This window comes from Thermodesulforhabdaceae bacterium (assembly GCA_037482015.1).
Lineage (GTDB): Bacteria > Desulfobacterota > Syntrophobacteria > Syntrophobacterales > Thermodesulforhabdaceae > JAOACS01.
The window spans coordinates 109,005-129,495 of the sequence record JBBFKT010000005.1; the positions used below are offsets into that span (position 1 = coordinate 109,005).

The window sequence follows — 20,491 nt, forward strand, 5'->3', positions numbered from 1 at the left end:
TTTGTCGCTATGGATTTGGAGAAAGACGCTAGGCTTTGCTCTTTTCAAGGATTGCCAGGAGCTACCTGAAGCGGTTTCCAAATGAAAGGATCTGCGCTAAACTATGTCCAAACTTCTTAAAAGCACTGCTGGCATTCGTTTCTGGGTTGGTTTTAATGGAACGACCTGGAATGATGAACTTAGATCACTTATAAACGAATATCAGATTGGGGGCTTGGTTCTTTTCAGACGAAATATTGTGGATTCTGGACAGCTTTCCGAGCTTATATCGACCATCCAATCTAACGCATTAGCCCATTTAGGAAGAAAGCTTTTCATTGCGGTAGATCAGGAAGGGGGAACGGTAAGGCGACTTCCTTTTTTGGAAAATCCGGCCCCCTGGCTTATGGTAACAACCGGGAAAACTCCTGAAGAGCGGCAGATGAATATATCCCGATCGTCATCGGAAACGGCTCAAGTTCTTAGATTTCACGGTATTAACGTTAACCTTGCCCCCGTCCTTGATAGGGTCCACAACGAAAAAACCCATTTTCTTGGGACCCGCTCCTTCGGTAGCGACCCGGCTGAAGTTGGACTTTTGGGTTCTCTCTGGATTCAGATCCATAGGAAACAGGGCGTCCATTCAGTAGCTAAACATTTTCCCGGACTTTCCCGTGGTTTGGTTGATCCTCATGAGAAAAAGCTTTCTGTAGTATGGCTTTCTCCTTCAGATATGAGAGCCGATCTTCAACCCTTTGAAGCAGCTATCAGAGCTGGAGTGTGGGGCATAATGATTTCTCACGGAATATATCCACTCTGGGATCCTCAATGGCCAGGTCCTCTGTCAACTACTGTGTGTCGAGAATGGCTCCGAAAACGCCTTTCATTCGAAGGGCTTGTGTTAAGCGATGATCTGGATATGAAAGCCATTTCTGATCACTTCTCGCCAGAAATTATAGTTGAACGTTCGACTCTTGCAGGCATAGATTGCCTCCTTGTTTGTAATGATCTTGAACATTTTGACAGGCTTTATGGAGCTCTTTATCGCCTTGTTGAAACAAATTCTTTTGCAAGGGATGCTCATTACGAATCCGTATGCCGCATTGAGCAAAAGTTTCAGCGACGGTTGCAATAAGGGAAGGGGAGAGCGAGTTTATCTGCCACGTCTATTAGTTCAAGAAACCATTGATTTTTTGGTCTGTCGTTTTCCCTATCCATTTCGTTCATAGCTTCTTCTAAAGGTGTTGCTGCAATTCCCCGCCCTCTTATACCCAATACAACAGCGCTTTTAGATTGATCCTTTTCGTTAATGAACTCTGTCATTAGAGAAGCTGCATAGGCGCCGAAACGACAGGCAAGCACACGATCAAAAGCTGTTGGCATTCCACCTCTCTGAATGTGTCCCAATATAGTTGTTCTTACACCAAATTTTCCACCACCCTCTTCTTCAAACACCCTTCGGATAAAGTCAGTTGTGTAATATCTTGATGAAGCCTCGTTTTTCAAAAAGACCACCATTTTTTTGCCACATTCAAAACTTTCTTTAAGCATTTCAACATCATTTACGAGATCCTTTAGGGAGATACCCTGTTCGGGAATGTAGGCTTTTTCGCCTCCAGAAGCCATGGCTCCCATAAGAGCTAAAAACCCGCTCTGGCGTCCCATAACTTCAACTATGAAAGCTCGACGGCTGGCTCCTGCTGTGTTCCTGATTTTATCCACTGCATCAACCACAGCGTTTAGAGCGGTATCGGCTCCTATGGAGAATTCAGTTCCTGGCAGATTATTATCTATTGACGCTGGAATAAGAATAACGGGAATGTTGAAACTTGGGAATCGTTCTCTCAAAGTTACAAATTTCTCCATGTAGTAATAAGTTTTAAGTCCTCCCACTGCCACAATGCCTATAATTTTATGACGCTCCAGTTGTTCAGATATTTTTGCGTAATCGCTGTCTTTGAGTTCTATTCTCATTGTGCCAATTTCGGAACTTGGTCTGTTAATCCATTTTACCAGTTCATCCCATGTTAGAGTGGAAATATCCCCCTGAATTAGCCCAAGGAAAGTGTTTCTTGCCGCAACTACTCTAATGCCATGGTTTAATAGACAACGTCCGAGCACGCTCAAGAGAGTGTTCATTCCAGGGGAGTCGGCTCCTCCTGTGAAGACGAGAACAGAACCTTCATCGGAGCAAGTTTTGGCGGGATGTATCTGAGATAACATTTTGGCAAGCTCTAGAGCCTTTCTGAAACTTTCGCCTCTAAGTTCTTGAGCACGTTTATAGTCACCGTTTTCAACAGCTTCCCCCACTTCTCTGCTCTTGGAAATTACCTCCTCAAGTGGTGTAAAGGCAGGTTTATTTTTAATAAGCCCTACCATATGACAAACCTGGCTATTCTGATTTTCCACAAGAAAATCAACAGCTGCAACACCTAGCCTTGTTGCAAGAATCCTATCAAAAGCTGTCGGAGCCCCTCCTCTTTGGATGTGACCTAAAACGGTTAACCTGACATCTAGCCCAAGCTTTTTTGAGATGAGTTCTTTAATTTCTTCGGATTTGATTTTAAGTCCATCTGGGTGCCTTGCTCCTTCGGAAACCACTATCATTTGGTGAGATCTTCCAGCTTTGCGAGACTTATCTATGGCTTCGATCATTTTCTGATGCCACCGAATATCTAGTTCCTCTTCGGGAATAAGTATCCATGATGCTCCACCAGCCAGTCCAGCCATAAGAGCCAGATATCCACAGTGGCGGCCCATGGTTTCTATGACGAAGGTTCGCTGATGAGAAGCCGCCGTAGATGTGAGATCATCCATAGCCCTGATAATATGGTTTAAGGCGGTGTCGGCACCAATGGACATATCAGTGCCGTAAAGATCGTTATCGATTGAACCAGGAAGTCCTAAGATCTTTAATGTGTTCACCTGACTTGTATCAATTCCCTCGGCTTGAAAGACTTTTATATGCTCTTCCCACTCATCTGCTAATACCTTGGCGCCCGTGAGTGATCCGTCGCCTCCAATAACAACCAGCGCGTCAATCTGAAAGCGAACAAGATTCTTAGCAGCTTCCCGTCTTCCTTCCAGGGTCCTGAATTTTTCGGATCGAGCTGTGCCCAGAAAAGTTCCGCCACGGTTAATGATGCCGCCGACATCATGCCAGCCGAGGGATCTTATCTGTCCTGATACAAGCCCTTCAAAGCCGTTTTCTATACCAAACACTTCTATGCTGTGATTAAGAGCCTGACGAACTATGGCTCTTACCGCCGCATTCATTCCTGGAGAATCCCCACCGCTTGTCATAACGCCTATCTTCATATTTTACCCCTCGCTTTCTATGGATTGCCTTAACAACAATGTTTATTTCGATCAGTGGTTCACGGTATCTTGTGTTAATAGTTACCTTATACGGCTAAACAGCATTACAGTTCTTTACATTTTGCACACAATTGGTTGAATCTTTTTACGTTAGTAACCCTTTGCCTTAATTATGTCCTCAATCCCATAGAATTGATTAGCCTGTCAAGCGTGTCAGGAATGTCCTGTCTTTCCCTGGGATATCTTAGTCTTACAGTTACCTGTTGTTTTGTGCCTTTTATGATATGGGGATAAAGTCCTATATAAGCTTCTGGGTGTTGCCTTGCAAAATTTTCTATAAGTTCCCCAATCTCGCCCTCACTTATGGGTAACAACCATTCTTTTGTTACCAAGGGAGCTCTGGCAAGATTTTTTGCAAGTATTTCATGGAAAACCCACTGAAACATTGGCTTTAACATTTCGGGAAAGCCTGGGAAGCAGAAGATATTATCCACCATGAATCCCGGTGCACCTATAGGATTTGGAATAAGGGACGATCCTTCGGGGAGCCATGCCATCCGTTGACGTTGTTCTGTAAATCTTGAGCCGTATTTTTCCGCGAGAATACGGAAACATTCCTCATGTTTAATAAGTTGCTTCCCAAGGGCAATCGCAACTCCCTGACGAGTTCTGTCGTCATGAGTGCCTCCAATGCCTCCGGATACGAAAATTGGGCTACATTGATAAGCCTTGAGTTCGCCGATCCATTGCCCGATAATTTCTTCATCATCTGGGAGGCTTACAGCTATATTAGCTGATAGGCCTTGCAGGCGTAGCTCATTTAACATCCACAGTCTGTTGTCGTCCGGGCGTTCTCCCCAGATAATTTCATTTCCAACCGTGACTACAGCAGGTTTTAACATACTACCTGTTGTTTGCATGACTGACCTCCTAGATTTTCTCTTGAAAACTGTGCCTCATAGTCTTATCAATCTGTATCGTAATTGAGAATTTATTTTTGAAATATCAACAATTATGTTAACGGAGGCTTTGCTGATGATACAAATTCAGATTTCCCCCGCAAGTGAAGGGCAACGAAGACCCAAGCCGCAAGATGAGAATAACCTTGTCTTTGGCAAACATTTCAGCGACCATATGTTCCTTATGGATTACGAGATTGGTAAAGGCTGGCTCAACGCTCGTATAGTACCTTATGAGAATCTAAGCCTAGATCCAGCAGCTATGGTTTTGCATTATGGTCAGGGTATTTTTGAAGGTCTGAAAGCTTACAGATGTGCCGATGGCACCATACAGCTCTTCAGGCCTTACAAAAACTTTGAAAGATTCAACCGCTCTGCCAGGCGCATGTGTATGCCGGAAATTGATACCGATGTTCAAATGCAGGTTTTGGAAACGCTCCTTAAACTTGACGCAGACTGGGTGCCAAAAAATCGGGGAACCTCGCTTTACATTCGTCCAACCATGATAGCGACTGAACCAGCTCTGGGCGTGAGGCCTGCCCATAAGTATCTTTATTACATTATCACCTGTCCTGTGGGAGCCTATTACGCAGAAGGGTTCAACCCGGTAAAGATTTATGTAACCGACGAATATGTTAGAGCCGTCCGCGGAGGTGTAGGCGAAGCTAAAACAATGGCAAACTACGCAGCAAGTCTTTACGCCGCTGAAGAGGCAAAGAAAAAAGGGTTTACTCAGGTGCTATGGCTTGACGCTGTTGAGCGTCGCTATGTGGAAGAAGTAGGGACAATGAATATATTTTTCCGCATAGGCGATGAACTTATCACACCGCCTCTTAGCGGTTCTATCCTTCCTGGGGTAACCAGAGATTCTGTAATTCACATGGCTAAACACTGGGGAATCAAGGTCAGCGAACGGCCTATTACCATAGATGAAGTGATAGAAACCGCTCAATCCGGTGAGATGAAGGAGTGCTTTGGAACTGGAACCGCTGCCGTTATATCTCCTGTGGGCGAGATTTGCTATCGTGATAAAAGCTATGTTGTAAGTAACGGTCAGGTGGGTGAATGGTCCAGGAAGTTTTACGATGAAATCGTGGGAATTCAATACGGAGAAAAAGAAGATATTTTCGGCTGGATTCGTAAAATAACGTAGAGAAAAAATAAACTTCCGCTTTGTTTGATAGCGTTCAAAAAATATCCCGGTGATAACTCTCGCGGTTGCCATATGGTAGGGGCATGGCATTTTATGCCCCTACCCATTAGGTATTATTCCAACGATCTTGTTCCAACTTCATAAAAACGTAGGGAGGTAAAAAGATCTCAAATAAAGGACAATTTTCGAACAACTTCACTTTGTTCTGCTTTTAATAAAGCAATTGTGGGAGCATAGCAATGCTGGGCTCCCACAAACACGGGTCAGAAAGTTTCAATTGTTGGTCTATGTTTTTATGTCAAGGAGAGCCTTATTCATGTCGTTTGCGGTAGAAATAACCTTGGCGTTTGCTTCGTAGGCCGTTTTAGCCAAAATTGTTCCAACCATTTCTTCTTCAATTCTTACGTTAGATCCTTCTATAAATCCGCTTATCAGTAAACCTCTGCCATCAGAACCAGGTTGTCCCATATCAGGCGGGCCGGACTGAGGAGATGCCATGTACAGGGTTCCTCCTTCGGATACCAATCCTGATTCGTTTGGAAATTTTGCAACACCTATTTGATAGTCATTTCCTAAGTTTTGAACCGTGCCGTCTGATCTAATTCCCCATATATGTCCCTGATCATCGACCTGAAAAGCATTATATGAGGAAGGATCTAGCGATGGGATAGGATTTCCCTGAGAGTTCATCAACCTGTAGCCCTGATCGTTTACGAGAAAGCCCTGGTCATCAAGATGAAATGATCCGTTTCTTGTATAGTGAACCTTCCCACTAGGGTCCTGAAGGGCAAAATACCCTGATCCGTTCAGAGCTAGGTTGCTCCAGTCGCCGGTTTCTATAATTGGTCCTGGCGATGTGGAATGGCTAAGAGCGAGGAGTGATACTCCAGCCCCTTCACCGCTTCCTGTTACCACATCGGCAGAATGCACTCTCTGAGCTTTAAAACCCGGTGTTTGTGTATTTGCGACATTGTGAGATATTACGTTCATGCGCTGAGCAGCATTAATCATACCGCTCAAACTGATAGACATAATGCGAGACATTTTTTATCTCCCGCTCTGTTTTTTACGTGCTTTGTTCCTCGTAATTTTCACATTCTCCACATGTAAACCCCGGCCACATGGCACGAGCGGCTTTATCGAGACAGTCGTCGTAATAGGGACAATCAAAATTCCTTACTCCTTTTCCTTCTTTGCATCGAACTGGGTTAGGCGCTGGTTTTTTAACGACCTGCTGATCAACTTTTTTCTTAGCCGCAGCCATGAAGCGTAACCTCCCTTTAGTATTCGGTAATTTACGTTGCATTCTTAAAACTTTTACTTAGATTTTCCGCTAGTCAAGAATTTTATTTAAGCAGCCACAAAATTATTAAACCTACAAGGGCAAATCCCCAACTTGCTAATTCCATATTTTTTTATCCTGGCACCTCCAAGCAGATAGGATTTTTACGGAAAAAAGCTTCCTAATAAAGCTTAGAATCTTCGTCAAGAGAAAAGAAAGAGGGTGTTCTAAAAAATCGCGACGATAACCCGAGCCGTATCGTAGGGGCATGGCATGCCATGCCCCTACTGAGGGTGTTCTAAAAAACTCCGCACCAAATTGTAGGGGCGCAAGGCCGTGCGCCCCTACAGTCACATGGTGAATAATATTTTTAGCTACCCGAGTCTGGGAAGGTCTTCTAAGCTGAGTTTCGTCCCTGCTTTTTCTATGTTTAGCTACCCCATAAGGGAAGTTTTAGAACACCCTCAGAGAAAAGAAAGGATATTTTTCTAATAACCGTGTCGTGGCATTGTTGAAGTTGGCGGTGTTCTTAAGTAAATTAATACGGCTATTCAGATCCTTAGGAAAAATTCTTGAGCGAAAGGAGATGTTTGTGAAACAGCCGTTGCAAGCCGTAAGAGGCATGATGGACATCCTGCCCGAGGAAGTGGGAAAATGGCGTTTTTTAGAGGAAACGGCAAGGTCTATATTCCAGCGTTTTGGATATCGTGAAATTAGGACACCTCTTCTGGAAGCAACCGAACTTTTCGCCAGAAGTATAGGAGAAGCCACAGATATTGTTGAAAAAGAGATGTACACCTTTTACGATTCTAAAGGGAGATCCCTTTCGCTTCGTCCCGAAGCAACAGCTTCTATCATAAGAGCTTTTATCCAGCATCAGCTCCATACAACTCGCGACCTTAAATTCTTCCTCATTGGGCCTATGTTCAGGCATGAAAGGCCTCAAAAGGGGCGCTATCGGCAATTTCATCAAATTGACGTGGAAGCCTTTGGAGTTCGAGATCCGATACTAGATGCAGAGCTTATGTTTATGGCAGTGCAGTTTTTACAAACGCTGGGGGTAAAGGATATCTCGCTCGAATTGAACACTCTGGGATGTCCTATTTGCAGGCCTCAATTTAGATCCGTCCTTCAGGATTATCTCAAAGAGCGAACGGAACTTTTATGCCCGGACTGCGTTCGAAGGATTACTCGAAATCCCTTAAGATGCTTTGATTGTAAAGTTTCTCAATGTAAATCAGCTCTTCAGGATGCTCCACGTCTCATAGACTTTGTGTGTAAGGACTGCGAAACTCATTTTGGGCATGTTAGGTCCTATCTTGATGATCTTGGAGTTAGCTATGTAGTTAATCCGGTTATGGTGCGAGGGTTAGATTATTACGTTCGCACTGCCTTTGAGATTGTTACACAACACCTGGGAGCTCAAAATGCCGTGGGAGGTGGAGGGCGATATGACGGTTTGATGAAGGATTTGGGAGGACCAGACTTGCCAGGTATAGGTTTTGCCCTCGGTATTGAACGTATAATGCTGCTTATGGATGACTCGAGAGCTTTATACCAGAAGCCTAATATTGACGTTTTTATGGTTCTTCTTGGAGAAGCCGCTCGTAGAAAGGGATTTCTTATTGCTCAACAACTTAGAGAAGCTGGTTTGTCTGTGGAAATGGATTACGAACCCAAAAGCGCGAAAAGCCAGATGAGATCAGCCGACAAGTCAGGAGCGATGGTATCTGTGATTATAGGGGATGATGAACTGAACCAATCTGTCGCGCAGATCCGATTTATGAAAATGGGATCTCAGAGAATCTGCGAGCTAAACGAGCTTGTTTTCGAACTGACTTCGATCTTAAAAGATCAAACTTTATAAAATTCCAGGGGTAGAAGGGTTATTCGAAAAATCCCTTATTCTTTGTAATGTAGGGGTAACCACACAGGGTTACCCCTACAACAATTTTTCTTTCAGAAATTCCCTCAAGGTGAATGAATATTCGGTTTGTTCCTGCCTTATTTATGTATAGCCTGTGTTTACCATCCTTTTATCTTCGCAACTTAGGAAGATTTTCTATAGCTTTCAACGTTTCGGAAATTTCTTCTTCAGAAAGAGAATAATTTGTTAATTTGCCTTCCATATAAGCCTGATAAGCTGCCATATCGAGAAGGCCGTGACCGCTCCAGCAAAATAGTATCACCTTTTCTCGTCCTTCCTCTTTAGCTTTTAGAGCTTCTTCAATCACAACTGATATGGCATGAGTCGTTTCGGGTGCAGGGATGTAACCTTCTGTCCTTGCCCAGGTAATTCCGGCCGGGAAGGTGTCAAGTTGTTGAACCGCCTTTGCTCGAATTAACCCATCCGCAAAAAGTTTGCTCACCAGTGGAGCCATTCCATGATATCGCAATCCTCCTGCATGTAGTGGAGGTGGAACAAAATGATGCCCCAGAGTATGCATGGGAAGCAGAGGAGTTTTTTTAGCGGTGTCGCCAAAGTCGTAGGTGTATGGACCTTTGGTAAGAGTAGGGCACGAAGCTGGCTCCACGGCTATGATATCAATATCTTTCCCGTAAATCTTGTCTCTCACAAAGGGAAAGGCAAGACCCGCAAAATTGCTTCCTCCACCTACGCAGCCTATAACTACGTCAGGATGTTCTCCTAGAAGTTTCATTTGTTCCTGGGCCTCAAGCCCAATGATTGTCTGATGGAGCAATACGTGATTCAGAACGCTTCCCAGTGCATATCTAGCCCCTTCGTGGGTTATTGCTGCTTCTATGGCTTCGCTGATAGCTATTCCTAGACTTCCGGGTGAATCAGGATCATTCGCCAGAATGGATCTTCCTGTGTCCGTCTTGTCACTTGGGCTCGGTATGCATGTGGCTCCCCACGCCTCCATCATGATCCTGCGGTATGGTTTCTGATTGTAACTTACTTTAACCATGTAAACTTCGCACTGGATTCCAAAAAAGGATGTGGCAAAGGCTAGAGCGCTTCCCCATTGGCCTGCTCCGGTTTCGGTGCATATCTTTTTTGTGCCGTCTATTTTGTTGAAATACGCCTGAGGAATGGCAGTGTTGGGTTTATGACTTCCTGGGGGGCTTACGCCTTCGTCCTTGTAGTAAATGCGAGCAGGGGTATTCAAATAACGTTCGAGATTTAGAGCTCGTCTCAAAGGTGTCGGGCGCCATATAAGATACTTCTGTAAAACAGGTTCCGGTATATCAATCCACCTTTCTTGACTTACTTCTTGTTCAACAAGACTTGGCGGGAAAATGGCAGCAAGGTCTTCTGGCTTTACAGGTTGTCCGGTAGCTGGATGCAAAACCGGCTCTAAAGGACTGGGTAAATCAGCAACTACATTATACCATTTTTTTGGGATTTTATCTTCGGGCAGCATAATTTTGAACATAGACTGAGGCCTCCTCATAAAATAAACCCCGCCACTAAAATCTGGCGGGGTTATTTGAAAAGAATATTGGTTGAACTCTTTTATGCTCCTAATTCTTCTTTAATGCTTACGGCTATCTTATACAGCACAGCTAGGATAAAGAATCCTGCTGACCAGACCCCAAGAGTAATAAACACTTCGGGAATTGTCGGTATGTAGCGAGTAATGGTTTCAAATGTGTTGGGGATAAAACCTGTAATAACAAGCGTAATTCCTTTCTCGATCCAGAGCGAGAAGAAAGTGGCAAAACATGCAATCTTAAGGGTCTTTTCCTGTTTTCGAGTGTTGGGATTGATGAGAAGCGCAAGAGCAACCACAGCAAGGATGTTTGACAGCCATGTCCAGGGCACAAGTTCAGCGTGACCGTGAAGACCAAACAATAGATAGTTAAAGTGGTTCGTATGACCTGGAACCTGGCTGTAATAAGCGGTGAAAAGTTCCAGGAGCACGAAAAAGACGCTGATGATGAGAGCATAAGTTACGATTTTTGCCAGAGCCTGGATAGCTTCTTCGCCGGGATCAAATTTAGTTCTCTTCTTGATGAAGAGAGCAAGCAGTATCAAAAGAGCAGGACCTGAAGAAAATGCCGAAGCAAGAAATCTCGCAGCCATAATAGCCGTCAACCAGAAATGACGTCCTGGAAGACCTGCGTAAAGGAAGGCCGTTACAGTGTGAATACTGACTGCCCAGGGTATGGAGACATAGATAAGAGGTTTTACCCATTTTGGAGGTGCAACGCCCATGCGTTCTGCATCAAGCACATTCCAGCCGATGAGTATGTTCAGGAGTAGGTATCCGTTTAGAACCACCATGTCCCAGAAAAGTATGGAGTTGGGAGTGGGGTAACGAAGCACATTGAAAAGACGATGAGGCATTCCAAGGTCAACGATAATGAATAGGAGACACATGGAGACGGCGGCTATAGCCAGGAATTCTCCAAGAATGGTAATCCTACCAAAGGCTTTGAAGTTATGGAGATAATAGGGGAGCACCACCATAACAGCGGAAGCTGCAACTCCAACGAGGAAAGTAAACTGGGCGATATACAATCCCCAGGAAACATCACGGCTCATGCCCGTGATGCCCAAGCCTCGGTAGTATTGAAACAGGTAACATATAAATCCAAGCCCTATAAACACGCTAAGCAACTTTAACAGCTTCTTAAAATCATCCCCTGATTTAGTGAAAACTCTGTCAAACATGGCTCTACCTCACTGAGAGAAATATGGGTTACACCAGGTAATACACATTCGGTTGTGTTCCAACCTCTAGCTTCCTGCGAAGGCTGAGCCGCTTACTAAGTATGCGACGCACTTCAGATGATGGATCATCTAGATCTCCAAATATTAGAGCTTTTGCAGGGCAGGCCTCTACGCAGGCAGGAAGCAATCCCTCTCCCAAACGTTCATCGCAGAAGGTGCATTTTTCTACCACGCCTCGACGTCTTATCGGGTAGTCATAGTTAAGCTGGGTAAGATATAGCTTTGGATCACGCCAATTAAAGCTTCTTGCTCCAAAAGGACATCCCGCCATGCAGTATCTACAGCCTATACAGCGATGATGATCCATCATAACAATACCATCGGCTCGCTGAAATGTGGCTTTAGTCGGGCATACTCTGACGCAAGCCGGGTTAGAACAATGGTTACAAAGCAAAATAAAGGGCCCTTCGTGGAAATCCTCCGGCACGTATTCATGAGCTGTGCCCGGGAATGAATGTTCAAAATTGTCTTTCCAGATCCACTTGATTTCTTTCTCGTTTGGAATTGTGGGCACATTATGAAGGCTATGACAGGCTTCAATGCATTTTCGACATTCGCCTTTTTTGTTTTGTTCCTGGCAACGCTTAACATCCACCACCATAGCCCAGCGTTTCCCATGAAGAGCCTTTGGATGCGCTTTATAAGTTGGTCCCTTTTCTTCTGTGACCTTTTTTGCGGCTGATACTTTTAGCGCAGGTAGGAGCGAGACTCCCAGAACGCAAGCACCTGTTATCTTAAGAAAATTCCTTCTTTTTTCATCCATTGTCTCTTCTCCTCTTTACTTCTTGGTTGCCTGAGCTGTTTCCTGTTTCGGCGGCAGATGGCAGTCCCAGCAGTATGGTGCCAGCCCTATATAGTTATGACAGGTATCGCAGAATTGAGCTTTATTGGAGTGGCATCTCATACAGGCACGCTGCAGACTGGCTGGATAAGTAGTTCCTCCTGCAGTTACGTAGTAACGTTTTGCGTTGCGAACCGCCTGAGTTCTCCAATCGTTAAGAACCACCATGTGGGCTTTTCTCATGTAGTCTTTGCTCGCCACACATTCCTTCTTCTCAAGAATTTGTATTGCTGGTGTGTCGAGCTTGGGATCGGGCGGAGGGGAAGCCTTGCCGCCGTTTAGCCAGAAGGGCAGGCTAACAAAGCCTATGAATATAACTAAACCGATCAAAATGGGTTTTGCATCATAGATCTTCATCGGTTTCTTCCTCCATACCTGGCAAAGGTTCACCACGCAGGTTGGTTGTTCGTTCCTGTTCACCGGTCATAATTAGAGCATTACCAACCAGTTCGTGAACTCCAGTAACCTGAACGCCGGGGACCCAATAGTTCATAAGAGGTGTAAGAACAGCACGGTCTATGGCGCAGATACAGGCGAGCATATTAACGCCGTGTTTTTCATTTACATATTTTACAGCGTTTGCTCTTGGTAACCCTCCCCTCATTCTCATTTCCATATATTCGTCAGTGTTCAATCCAGATCCGCTTCCGCAGCAGAAGGTCTGCTCTCTTGTAGTTTCAGGTGGCATCTCGTAGAAATTATTGCACACGTTCTTGATTACGTATCTAGGTTCTTCAAACATTCCCATGCCTCGAGCCACATTACAGGAGTCGTGGAAAGTGACCACTAGATTGTCGTTTCTGCTCGGATCGAGTTTTAGTTTTCCATGTTTGATAAGATCCGCGGTGAATTCAACAATGTGGATCATCTTGGTTGACTTAGCGTGTTCAAAGCGGGTTCCTGTTATAGGAGATACAGGGACCTCCAGATTTTTTGGTGGAGCCCACCAGGTAGATAAATACTGATGAATGAGACGCCACATGTGGCCACATTCGCCGCCTATAATATATTTTACCCCGAGGCGTTCCGCTTCTGCATAGATCTTATAGTGAAGCCGCTTTGCCATTTCGTGAGAGGTGAAAAAGCCAAAGTTACCACCCTCCGATGCGTATGTGCTCCAGGTGTAGTCGAGACCCAATTCATGGAAAAGCATAAGATATCCCATACAGGTATAAGTTCCCGGGTCGGCGAATACGTCACCTGATGGGGTTACAAATAGGATTTCGGCGCCCTTACGGTTAAAGGACGGTTCGGGTCGAACGCCTGTAACACCTTCTATTTCGTCGCAGAAGAATTCAATCATGTCACGGAATGCATGAGGCTGAATACCCAGATGGTTTCCCGTGCGGTAGCAGTTGGATACGGGTCCCATGATCCAGTCTATGTTGCAACCGAGAAGATTCAGGAGTTCCCGACCTATGATGGTGATTTCAGCTGTGTCAATGCCGTAGGGACAAAATAGAGAGCAACGGCGGCATTCGGTGCACTGGAAGAAGTAATACCAGAGCTCCTTAAAGGCTTCCTCTGTTAAATCTCTCGCTCCAGCCTTCCTTCCAAGAAGTTTCCCTGATGTTGTGAAATAACGACGATAAATCGAGCGGAGCAGTTCTGCTCTAAGAACAGGCATGTTTTTAGGATCGCCACTTCCAATGAAAAAGTGACATTTATCAGCACATGCTCCGCATCGAACACAAATATCCATGAAAACCTTAAACGTCCTGAAACGCTCAAGGCGTTCCTTTATGCCGTTTATGTAGATTTCTTTCCAGTTTGGTGGAAGCTTCCAATCATCGTCGGTTACTCTCCATTCTCTTGCAAAAGGAAAACCCACAGCTTCAAGATATTGTGGTCGTGAAGCATTACAGAAAGTTCCGGGACGGAACTCCACCGGCTTATCCATCCACCACGTTTCAGGTGGTGTATGGTTAATGCTTTTAAGAAGTTCGTTTGGTTTAGGAACGCTTGCCATATCTCCTCACTCCTTGTTATTACTCGGCTTTTTCTTCTTCCATCCCTTCCAAAGGTTTTTCTACGGGAAGCCCGGCTTCGACCATCTTTTCACGGAATTCTTCCTCATAATCTTCATACTTATGAACCTTTACAGGGTAATCCCATGGATTTACATGTCTTACCATGCGGTTGTTATTTGGAAGATTTCTGGTTGGGCTAAGGAATATTCCACCCATGTGCATGAGTTTACTGAAGGGGAAGTAGGCAAACAACGTGCTTACCAAGAAAAGATGAACGAAGAACAAAACACCCAGTCCACTTGGGACTGTAGGATGGAAGGTTGCAAGCCCCATCGTTAGCTGCTTAATGGATACAATATCTACTCTCCATACGTATCGCATAAGCATACCAGTAAGTGCAATACCCAGAATGAGGAATAAAACAAAGTAATCGGCTGGAAGGGATACGTATTTAACCTGAGGAATGATGACTCGTCTGATAAAAAGATACGTTGCGGCTGCTACAAGAACAAAGTCTGAAAGAAGAATTCCTGGAAGTCCCATTTCAAAGAAGGTGTCGGCTTTTTCAAGCCATTGAATAAGTCCTGGAACGGGATCCGCAAAAAACCTAAGATGCCTTAACAAAATCACCAGGAACGAGTAATGAAAAACGAGAGCTGCCAACCATAACCACTTTTCCCAATGATAAGTAAGCTTCCCACCTTCTCTAAGTTGCATTTTGGTATTTCGGAAAAGTGAACGAAAGACTAAGATCTCAAGCGCCATCCTGACAACAACACCTAGCTTGTTATAAGGGCTGTCAAACTTGGATGGCTTGATCCAGGGTAGAGAAGAATACTGTTGTCCTGCAGTCGTTGGAATCCTAAAGGGAACAGGCGATCTGGCCCAATCTATGATCCGGTAAATAAAACCCACGAGGAAAATAGCGAAAGCTGAGTAAGGAACAATAACCCCGAAAACATACTGAAGTCCTAGCAACTTTACTCCAACGATTACTGCAAGAGCTAGGCCGAGCACAATACTTAGAGCAAACTTCATTCCCATAACATCTCACCTCGCTCTTTTAATGTTTAACACTTTAACTATCCACACCCCTATTCTTGCAATCGAACCACTGACAATATATTATTCTTAAAGGACTATTGTCCTTCATTCCCCTTTTCAGGATCTGTTTCAGAATTGGGTGAAATCTCGTAGAGCATCCCCGCTCTCTGAAGCAACCGAAACGTTCTGTTTTTTACTTCTTGAAGTCTCACTTCGTAAAGATCTTCACGACATTTTACAAAAACATCGAAACTTTCCATTATAAGTCTATCCACCAATGCATCAAATGATTCAAAGGAAACAGTCGATTCTTTCTCTTTGCCCTTTAGACAAATGTTTCTTGTGACCGTTTTAAGGTCAACTATGAACTGGAGAGCCTCTGAAGGTTTAAATTCCTGGACAGCTCTGATCCTTATAATCCTGTCCAAAAATGGAATAAGTTCCTTGGATGTTCCTCCAGATATAACCCATTCCAATATGCCTTCCAGACCTTCCCGTATTGCTGCTCCTACCGGGTTAAGAAAAGGATTTTTCTGACTTTTAATGAATTTTGCAGTTTCCTCCGGGTAAGTTTCGATAACTCTCTGAAACCAGGTTTCAATGACCTTTTGTTTATTGCGCTCCAGCAACTCAATCCATTCCATAAGACATCACCGAAGTTTTCCAATGTTGCTAAAATACAACACCCCGTAAGCCTCTTCCCTTTTAACACCCCTTATTAAACTCGGTCAAGATAATTCGTGCTAATAAGCACATCCAATCCTTTTACCTGGCTTCCAAAATTTCCAGGATTTTATGAAATATTTCGTTCTGTTCTTCAGTCTTTCGGCATATTTCCTTTAGTAGTTCGCTTATTTTCTCATAGCCCATCTCTTCAGCCTTTGCTGCCCACTCTCTATAGCTTTCAAGATGGTCTTCGTTGTGGTGCTTCCAATGAGAGATTCGCTTTGCAAACCTACCTTTTAAATCCTGGCTTTCCTCCGAATTATGACTATGGTGATGATTGTGATGATGTTCATCGTGGTGATGCATTGGTATCCCTCTCTTTTGAGTAAAGGTATTTATTTCCCTTGGGCAATAATTGTGAAATCATACACTACATGCCTTTGTCAATCTCTTTTTCCCGGGAAGGTAAAAAACCAATAATTAGAGCACAGTATGCTATACCTTATAATAATTTATTCAACTTTTCTGAACAAACTTCTATCTATCTGAGGGTGTTTTAAAAACTCCGTAATAAATTGTGGGGGCAACCCATGTGTCGTCCCACAGTTATGCGGTGAATCATATATTGAAGTTGTTTTTTAGCCACCTGAGTCTAGGAAGATTTCCAAACTGAATTTCGTCATTCAAGGCATCATCGTAGGGGCAACCCCTTGTGGTTGCCCCATAATAGGGTAGGCACAAGGCCTGCCCCTACAAACGGCCAGAACTTTCTCCTCCCCCTGTGAGGTTGTTTTACATGTAGGGACGACCGGCCGGTCGCCCCTACAATATCCCCTATATGCACATCAACCAATATCGTAAAATGGCCGGCGCTACGAACATATCAACCACTTTTTAGAACACCCTCTCCTATCTCTCTTGACATTTTCTCTGCCGATTAGTAGATGTAACGTGAAGTCTTTGGAGGGGGTCAAAAGATAATCACTATTACAGGAGACTTAGATGTCATCTGTGGCAAGTCATCTCACAGGTGCGGTTACTGTTGTAGGTGGTGGTATATCTGGCATTCAGGCGGCTCTGGATCTAGCTAACGCCGGTTTTAAAGTTTACATGATCGAGTCTAGCCCCAGCGTGGGAGGGGTAATGGCAAAGCTAGATAAAACCTTTCCCACAAACGATTGTTCGTCTTGCATGATGGGTCCAAAGCTGGTGGAACTTGCCAACCACCCTAATATCGAATTATTTGCCTATAGTGAACTTGCAGCCGTATCGGGAGAACCGGGAAACTTTGAAATTACCGTCAGAAAAAAAGCCCGTTATGTAGATCCCGAAAAGTGTGTTGGCTGCGGCATTTGTGCTACTAAATGTCCTACCAAGGTTCCCGATGAGTTCAATTTTGGGTTAAGTTCCCGCAAGGCGATTTATATACCTTTTCCGCAGGCGGTGCCTCTTGTTTACACTATAGATCCGGTTCACTGCCGAATGTTCACTAAAGGAAAATGCGGAATCTGCCAGAAATTCTGCCAGAACAAGGCTATAGACTACGAACAAAAAGATGAATTTGTAACGATTCCCAGTGGCGCAATTATTCTCGCAGGAGGATATACGCCCTTTAATCCCAGAGTTATGGAGGAATTGGGTTACAGTCGCTGGCCAAACGTGGTTACGGCGATTGAATACGAGCGCATTTCGTCCGCTGCTGGACCTTTCCAGGGGCATATAATCCGCCCATCAGATCACGAAGAACCAAAGCGTATTGCCTGGATCCAGTGTGTTGGATCCCGTGATGCCGCTCAGGGAATAGAATATTGCTCTTCCGTATGTTGTATGTATGCTACGAAGCAGGCGATGGTTACCAAAGAGCATGATCCATCGGCAGAGACAACCATTTTCTATATCGACATGCGAGCTCACGGAAAGGGGTTTGACGCCTTTGTAGAAAGAGCCAAGCGTGAGTATGGAGTTCGATACGTCCGTAGTAGAGTGTCTCGAATTGTTCCGGATGCTACGGGTAAGCGCCTGGATATAACTTATGTAACCGAAGATCAAAAGCTTTTTACCGAAACCTTTGATATGGTTGTTCTATCTGTAGGGCTTTCCCCTAATCCTTCAGTTATTGATGCTATGAAGGTTCTTCATGTGCCCGTAAATACTTACGGTTTTGCCGATACCCATCCTTTCCATCTTACCCAAACTGTTCGCCCTGGCGTGTTTGTTTGCGGAGTCATTCAGGAACCCAAAGATATTCCGGATAGTGTTCAGCAGGGTAGTAGCGCTGCAGAAGAGGCGATGGCTTTTCTAGCATCAGCCAGGAATACGATGGTCCACGTGCCGGCTCAACCGCCCGAAAGAGACGTTAAAGGCGAAGGGCCCAGAATAGGAGTTTTTGTGTGCCACTGCGGAATAAATATTGCCGGCGTAGTGGACGTAAAGGAAGTAGCAGAGTATGCCGCAACTCTTCCCAATGTGGTTTATGTTTCAAACTGTATGTTTGCCTGTTCGACAGATCAGCAACTGGAGATAAAGCGAGTTATCAATGAATATAAACTGAATCGAGTTGTAGTTGCTTCCTGCACGCCTAGAACTCACGAACCTCTTTTTAGAAACACTTTACGAGAAGCCGGGCTTAATCCTTATCTCTTTGAACAGGCTAACATAAGAGAGCATATAGCCTGGGTGCATCAACAAGAGCCGGAAAAGGCTACTCAGAAAGCCAAAGAAGTTGTTCGGATGGCTGTAGCGAGAGCAAGACTTCTCGAGCCTCTTTACGACTCTTCTTATGAAGTGATTCAGCGAGGACTTGTAATTGGTGGAGGACTAGCAGGACTTACGGCTGCTTACGAGCTTGCCAAACAGGGATTTGAAGTGATGCTGGTTGAAAAAACCGGTCAGCTTGGCGGATTGGCAAGGACACTGCATCAAATAGAAACCGGTTTTCCTGTATCAAAGTATGTGAATGAGCTTATCCAGTCTGTCCAGGCAGATGATCGAATAAAAGTTTTTCTGAATTCTGAAGTCAGCGAGATTAAAGGAACCTGCGGTCGATTTACTGCTTTTATAAATACTCCTCAAGGACAGGAAACGGTTCAAGTGGGAGCGGTTATAGTTGCAACAGGTGGTAGAGAGCATAAGCCGTCAGAGTATCTTTACGGTCAACATGATGCTGTGCTGACCCAGCGACTTTTAGAACATATTCTCTTCACCAACCCTGAACGAATTAAGCAAATACGCCATCTAGTTATGATTCAGTGTGTTGGATCGAGAGAGCCTGGTAATCTCTACTGCTCACGACTGTGTTGCACAATGGCTATAAAGAATGCGTTAATATGCAAGGAGATAAATCCTAACATCAACGTAACAATTCTCTATCGTGACATCAGAACCTTCGGTTTTCGTGAACACTACTATCGTGAAGCCAGATTGAAGGGAATCCGATTTGTTAGATTTTCTCTCGAAGAAAAGCCGCAGGTTGTTCCAAATCATGGAAACCAGACCTTGAGTGTTCGTGTAAGAGATCCTATTACTGGTATATATCTTTCTATCCCGGCTGATCTCGTTGTTCTTAGTGCTGCCATTAGACCTCAGGAAGACCAAAAAGAATTGGCTGAGCGGTTAAGACTGCCTCTTGATGAAAACGGCTTTTTCCTTGAAGCTCACATAAAGCTTCGTCCTCTGGATTTTGCTACACCGGGATTCTTTGTTTGTGGGCTTGCTCAGGGACCTAAATTCTCCTACGAAGCAATAGCTCAGGCAAAGGGAGCCGTGGCTCGAGCCGCTACTGTTTTGTCTCGTAAAGAAATGTTCTCGGATGCTGTGGTAACAAACGTCGATCCTTTCCTTTGTCGAGGCTGCGGAGAATGTGAGAAGGTTTGTAGCTTTGGAGCTATTAAGGTGGTTGATCGAAGATCCGAAGGGAAGGGTGTTAAAGCTGAAGTGGATCCAGCTTTGTGTACAGGATGTGGTGCTTGCAATGTCGCATGCCCAACAGGGGCGGCATCTCTTGCTCACTTTAAGGATACACACGTCCTGGCAATGCTCGAAGCTTTAAGTGGCGTTTCTAAAGATGCGGTAACAAGTGATGTGTAAGTAATTATCCCGTTTGGTGAGGGGATTCGATGAATCGTCAAAAAGAACCTCTTATTGTTGCTTTTGTTTGTAACTGGTGTGCCTATGCGGGTGCCGATCTGGCTGGAGTGTCCCGAATGCAATACCCGACAAATGTAAGGCTTATCCGCCTTATGTGTTCGGGACGCGTTAACGAAGGCTTTATATTAAAAGCTTTTGAACGTGGTGCTACCGGTGTGCTTGTAGCTGGATGACATATAGGCGATTGTCATTACCTGGATGGTAATGTCAAAGCTCAGAAGGTGGTTCAGAGGACGAAAGAAATTCTTGATACACTTGGTATGGATTCTGAGCGGTTGAGACTTAGGTGGGTTTCTGCCTCTGAAGGAGCCCGGTTTGCTGAAGAAATAAAAGATTTTGTGGCATATCTGAAAGCAGTATTGGAAAATAATGCCGAAAAGGGTGAAAGAGTAGCGTTATAGAGTCAAAAAAGCGTCTATATGAATGCATTTTGC

Annotated in this window: 17 protein-coding genes; 5 read left to right on the forward strand and 12 right to left on the reverse strand. The window is 44.5% G+C overall.

The features are described from left to right. Nucleotides 1-103: 103 nt before the first annotated feature. A complete protein-coding gene (locus tag WHS38_07775) occupies nucleotides 104-1,114 on the forward strand; it encodes a glycoside hydrolase family 3 N-terminal domain-containing protein (protein ID MEJ5300872.1) in 1,011 nt (336 codons plus the stop codon). On the opposite strand, the gene WHS38_07780 is transcribed toward WHS38_07775, so the two are convergent. Together WHS38_07780 and WHS38_07785 are read right to left on the reverse strand one after the other, a co-directional pair. Further along, complete coding sequence (locus tag WHS38_07780) at nucleotides 1,096-3,297, reverse strand: 6-phosphofructokinase (protein ID MEJ5300873.1); 2,202 nt, start codon at nucleotides 3,295-3,297, stop codon at nucleotides 1,096-1,098. The two genes, WHS38_07775 and WHS38_07780, sit on opposite strands and share 19 nt — an antisense overlap. 170 nt (nucleotides 3,298-3,467) lie before the next feature. Next, a complete protein-coding gene (locus tag WHS38_07785; protein ID MEJ5300874.1) occupies nucleotides 3,468-4,217 on the reverse strand; it encodes a molybdopterin-binding protein in 750 nt (249 codons plus the stop codon). A gap of 115 nt (nucleotides 4,218-4,332) precedes the next feature. Here WHS38_07785 and WHS38_07790 point away from each other — a divergent pair, with 115 nt between their 5' ends. After that, nucleotides 4,333-5,409 (forward strand): branched-chain amino acid aminotransferase, encoded by a 1,077-nt coding sequence (locus WHS38_07790; protein ID MEJ5300875.1) that lies wholly within the window; start codon nucleotides 4,333-4,335, stop codon nucleotides 5,407-5,409. A gap of 285 nt (nucleotides 5,410-5,694) precedes the next feature. Here the strand turns inward: WHS38_07790 and WHS38_07795 are convergent, their stop codons facing one another. After that, nucleotides 5,695-6,453, reverse strand: a complete 759-nt coding sequence (locus tag WHS38_07795) for a flagellar hook basal-body protein (protein ID MEJ5300876.1) — start codon at nucleotides 6,451-6,453, stop codon at nucleotides 5,695-5,697. Between the two features lie 22 nt (nucleotides 6,454-6,475). Then, nucleotides 6,476-6,673 carry a hypothetical protein gene (locus WHS38_07800; GenBank protein ID MEJ5300877.1) on the reverse strand — a complete coding sequence of 66 codons (198 nt, stop codon included), beginning with the start codon at nucleotides 6,671-6,673 and terminating at the stop codon, nucleotides 6,476-6,478. 610 nt (nucleotides 6,674-7,283) lie between these two features. Here WHS38_07800 and hisS point away from each other — a divergent pair. After that, nucleotides 7,284-8,558 (forward strand): histidine--tRNA ligase, encoded by a 1,275-nt coding sequence (gene hisS / locus WHS38_07805; protein ID MEJ5300878.1) that lies wholly within the window; start codon nucleotides 7,284-7,286, stop codon nucleotides 8,556-8,558. Between the two features lie 169 nt (nucleotides 8,559-8,727). Here hisS and WHS38_07810 read toward each other — a convergent pair whose 3' ends face one another. From WHS38_07810 to WHS38_07845, 8 genes are all read right to left on the reverse strand, one after another. Further along, nucleotides 8,728-10,089: a TrpB-like pyridoxal phosphate-dependent enzyme gene (locus WHS38_07810; GenBank protein MEJ5300879.1), complete on the reverse strand. Its 1,362-nt coding sequence runs from the start codon at nucleotides 10,087-10,089 to the stop codon at nucleotides 8,728-8,730. Nucleotides 10,090-10,169: 80 nt separating this feature from the next. Continuing rightward, nucleotides 10,170-11,330, reverse strand: coding sequence for an NrfD/PsrC family molybdoenzyme membrane anchor subunit (gene nrfD / locus WHS38_07815; GenBank protein ID MEJ5300880.1), 1,161 nt, complete (start codon nucleotides 11,328-11,330; stop codon nucleotides 10,170-10,172). 28 nt (nucleotides 11,331-11,358) lie between these two features. Next, a complete protein-coding gene (locus tag WHS38_07820; protein MEJ5300881.1) occupies nucleotides 11,359-12,153 on the reverse strand; it encodes a 4Fe-4S dicluster domain-containing protein in 795 nt (264 codons plus the stop codon). Nucleotides 12,154-12,168: 15 nt separating this feature from the next. Continuing rightward, nucleotides 12,169-12,588 (reverse strand): sulfate reduction electron transfer complex DsrMKJOP subunit DsrJ, encoded by a 420-nt coding sequence (gene dsrJ, locus WHS38_07825; GenBank protein ID MEJ5300882.1) that lies wholly within the window; start codon nucleotides 12,586-12,588, stop codon nucleotides 12,169-12,171. Further along, nucleotides 12,575-14,200 carry a (Fe-S)-binding protein gene (locus WHS38_07830; GenBank protein MEJ5300883.1) on the reverse strand — a complete coding sequence of 542 codons (1,626 nt, stop codon included), beginning with the start codon at nucleotides 14,198-14,200 and terminating at the stop codon, nucleotides 12,575-12,577. Before WHS38_07830 ends, dsrJ begins: the two co-directional genes overlap by 14 nt. Before the next feature lie 19 nt (nucleotides 14,201-14,219). Beyond that, a complete protein-coding gene (gene dsrM / locus WHS38_07835) occupies nucleotides 14,220-15,245 on the reverse strand; it encodes a sulfate reduction electron transfer complex DsrMKJOP subunit DsrM (GenBank protein MEJ5300884.1) in 1,026 nt (341 codons plus the stop codon). Nucleotides 15,246-15,340: 95 nt separating this feature from the next. Continuing rightward, nucleotides 15,341-15,889 (reverse strand): RsbRD N-terminal domain-containing protein, encoded by a 549-nt coding sequence (locus WHS38_07840; protein MEJ5300885.1) that lies wholly within the window; start codon nucleotides 15,887-15,889, stop codon nucleotides 15,341-15,343. A gap of 121 nt (nucleotides 15,890-16,010) precedes the next feature. Next, on the reverse strand, nucleotides 16,011-16,277 hold the full coding sequence (locus WHS38_07845; GenBank protein ID MEJ5300886.1) for a hypothetical protein: 267 nt from the start codon (nucleotides 16,275-16,277) through the stop codon (nucleotides 16,011-16,013). 636 nt (nucleotides 16,278-16,913) lie between these two features. Here WHS38_07845 and WHS38_07850 point away from each other — a divergent pair. Together WHS38_07850 and WHS38_07855 are read left to right on the forward strand one after the other, a co-directional pair. Continuing rightward, nucleotides 16,914-19,997 carry a CoB--CoM heterodisulfide reductase iron-sulfur subunit A family protein gene (locus tag WHS38_07850; GenBank protein MEJ5300887.1) on the forward strand — a complete coding sequence of 1,028 codons (3,084 nt, stop codon included), beginning with the start codon at nucleotides 16,914-16,916 and terminating at the stop codon, nucleotides 19,995-19,997. Between the two features lie 29 nt (nucleotides 19,998-20,026). Beyond that, nucleotides 20,027-20,458 (forward strand): hydrogenase iron-sulfur subunit, encoded by a 432-nt coding sequence (locus WHS38_07855; protein ID MEJ5300888.1) that lies wholly within the window; start codon nucleotides 20,027-20,029, stop codon nucleotides 20,456-20,458. The last annotated feature ends 33 nt before the right edge of the window (nucleotides 20,459-20,491 follow it).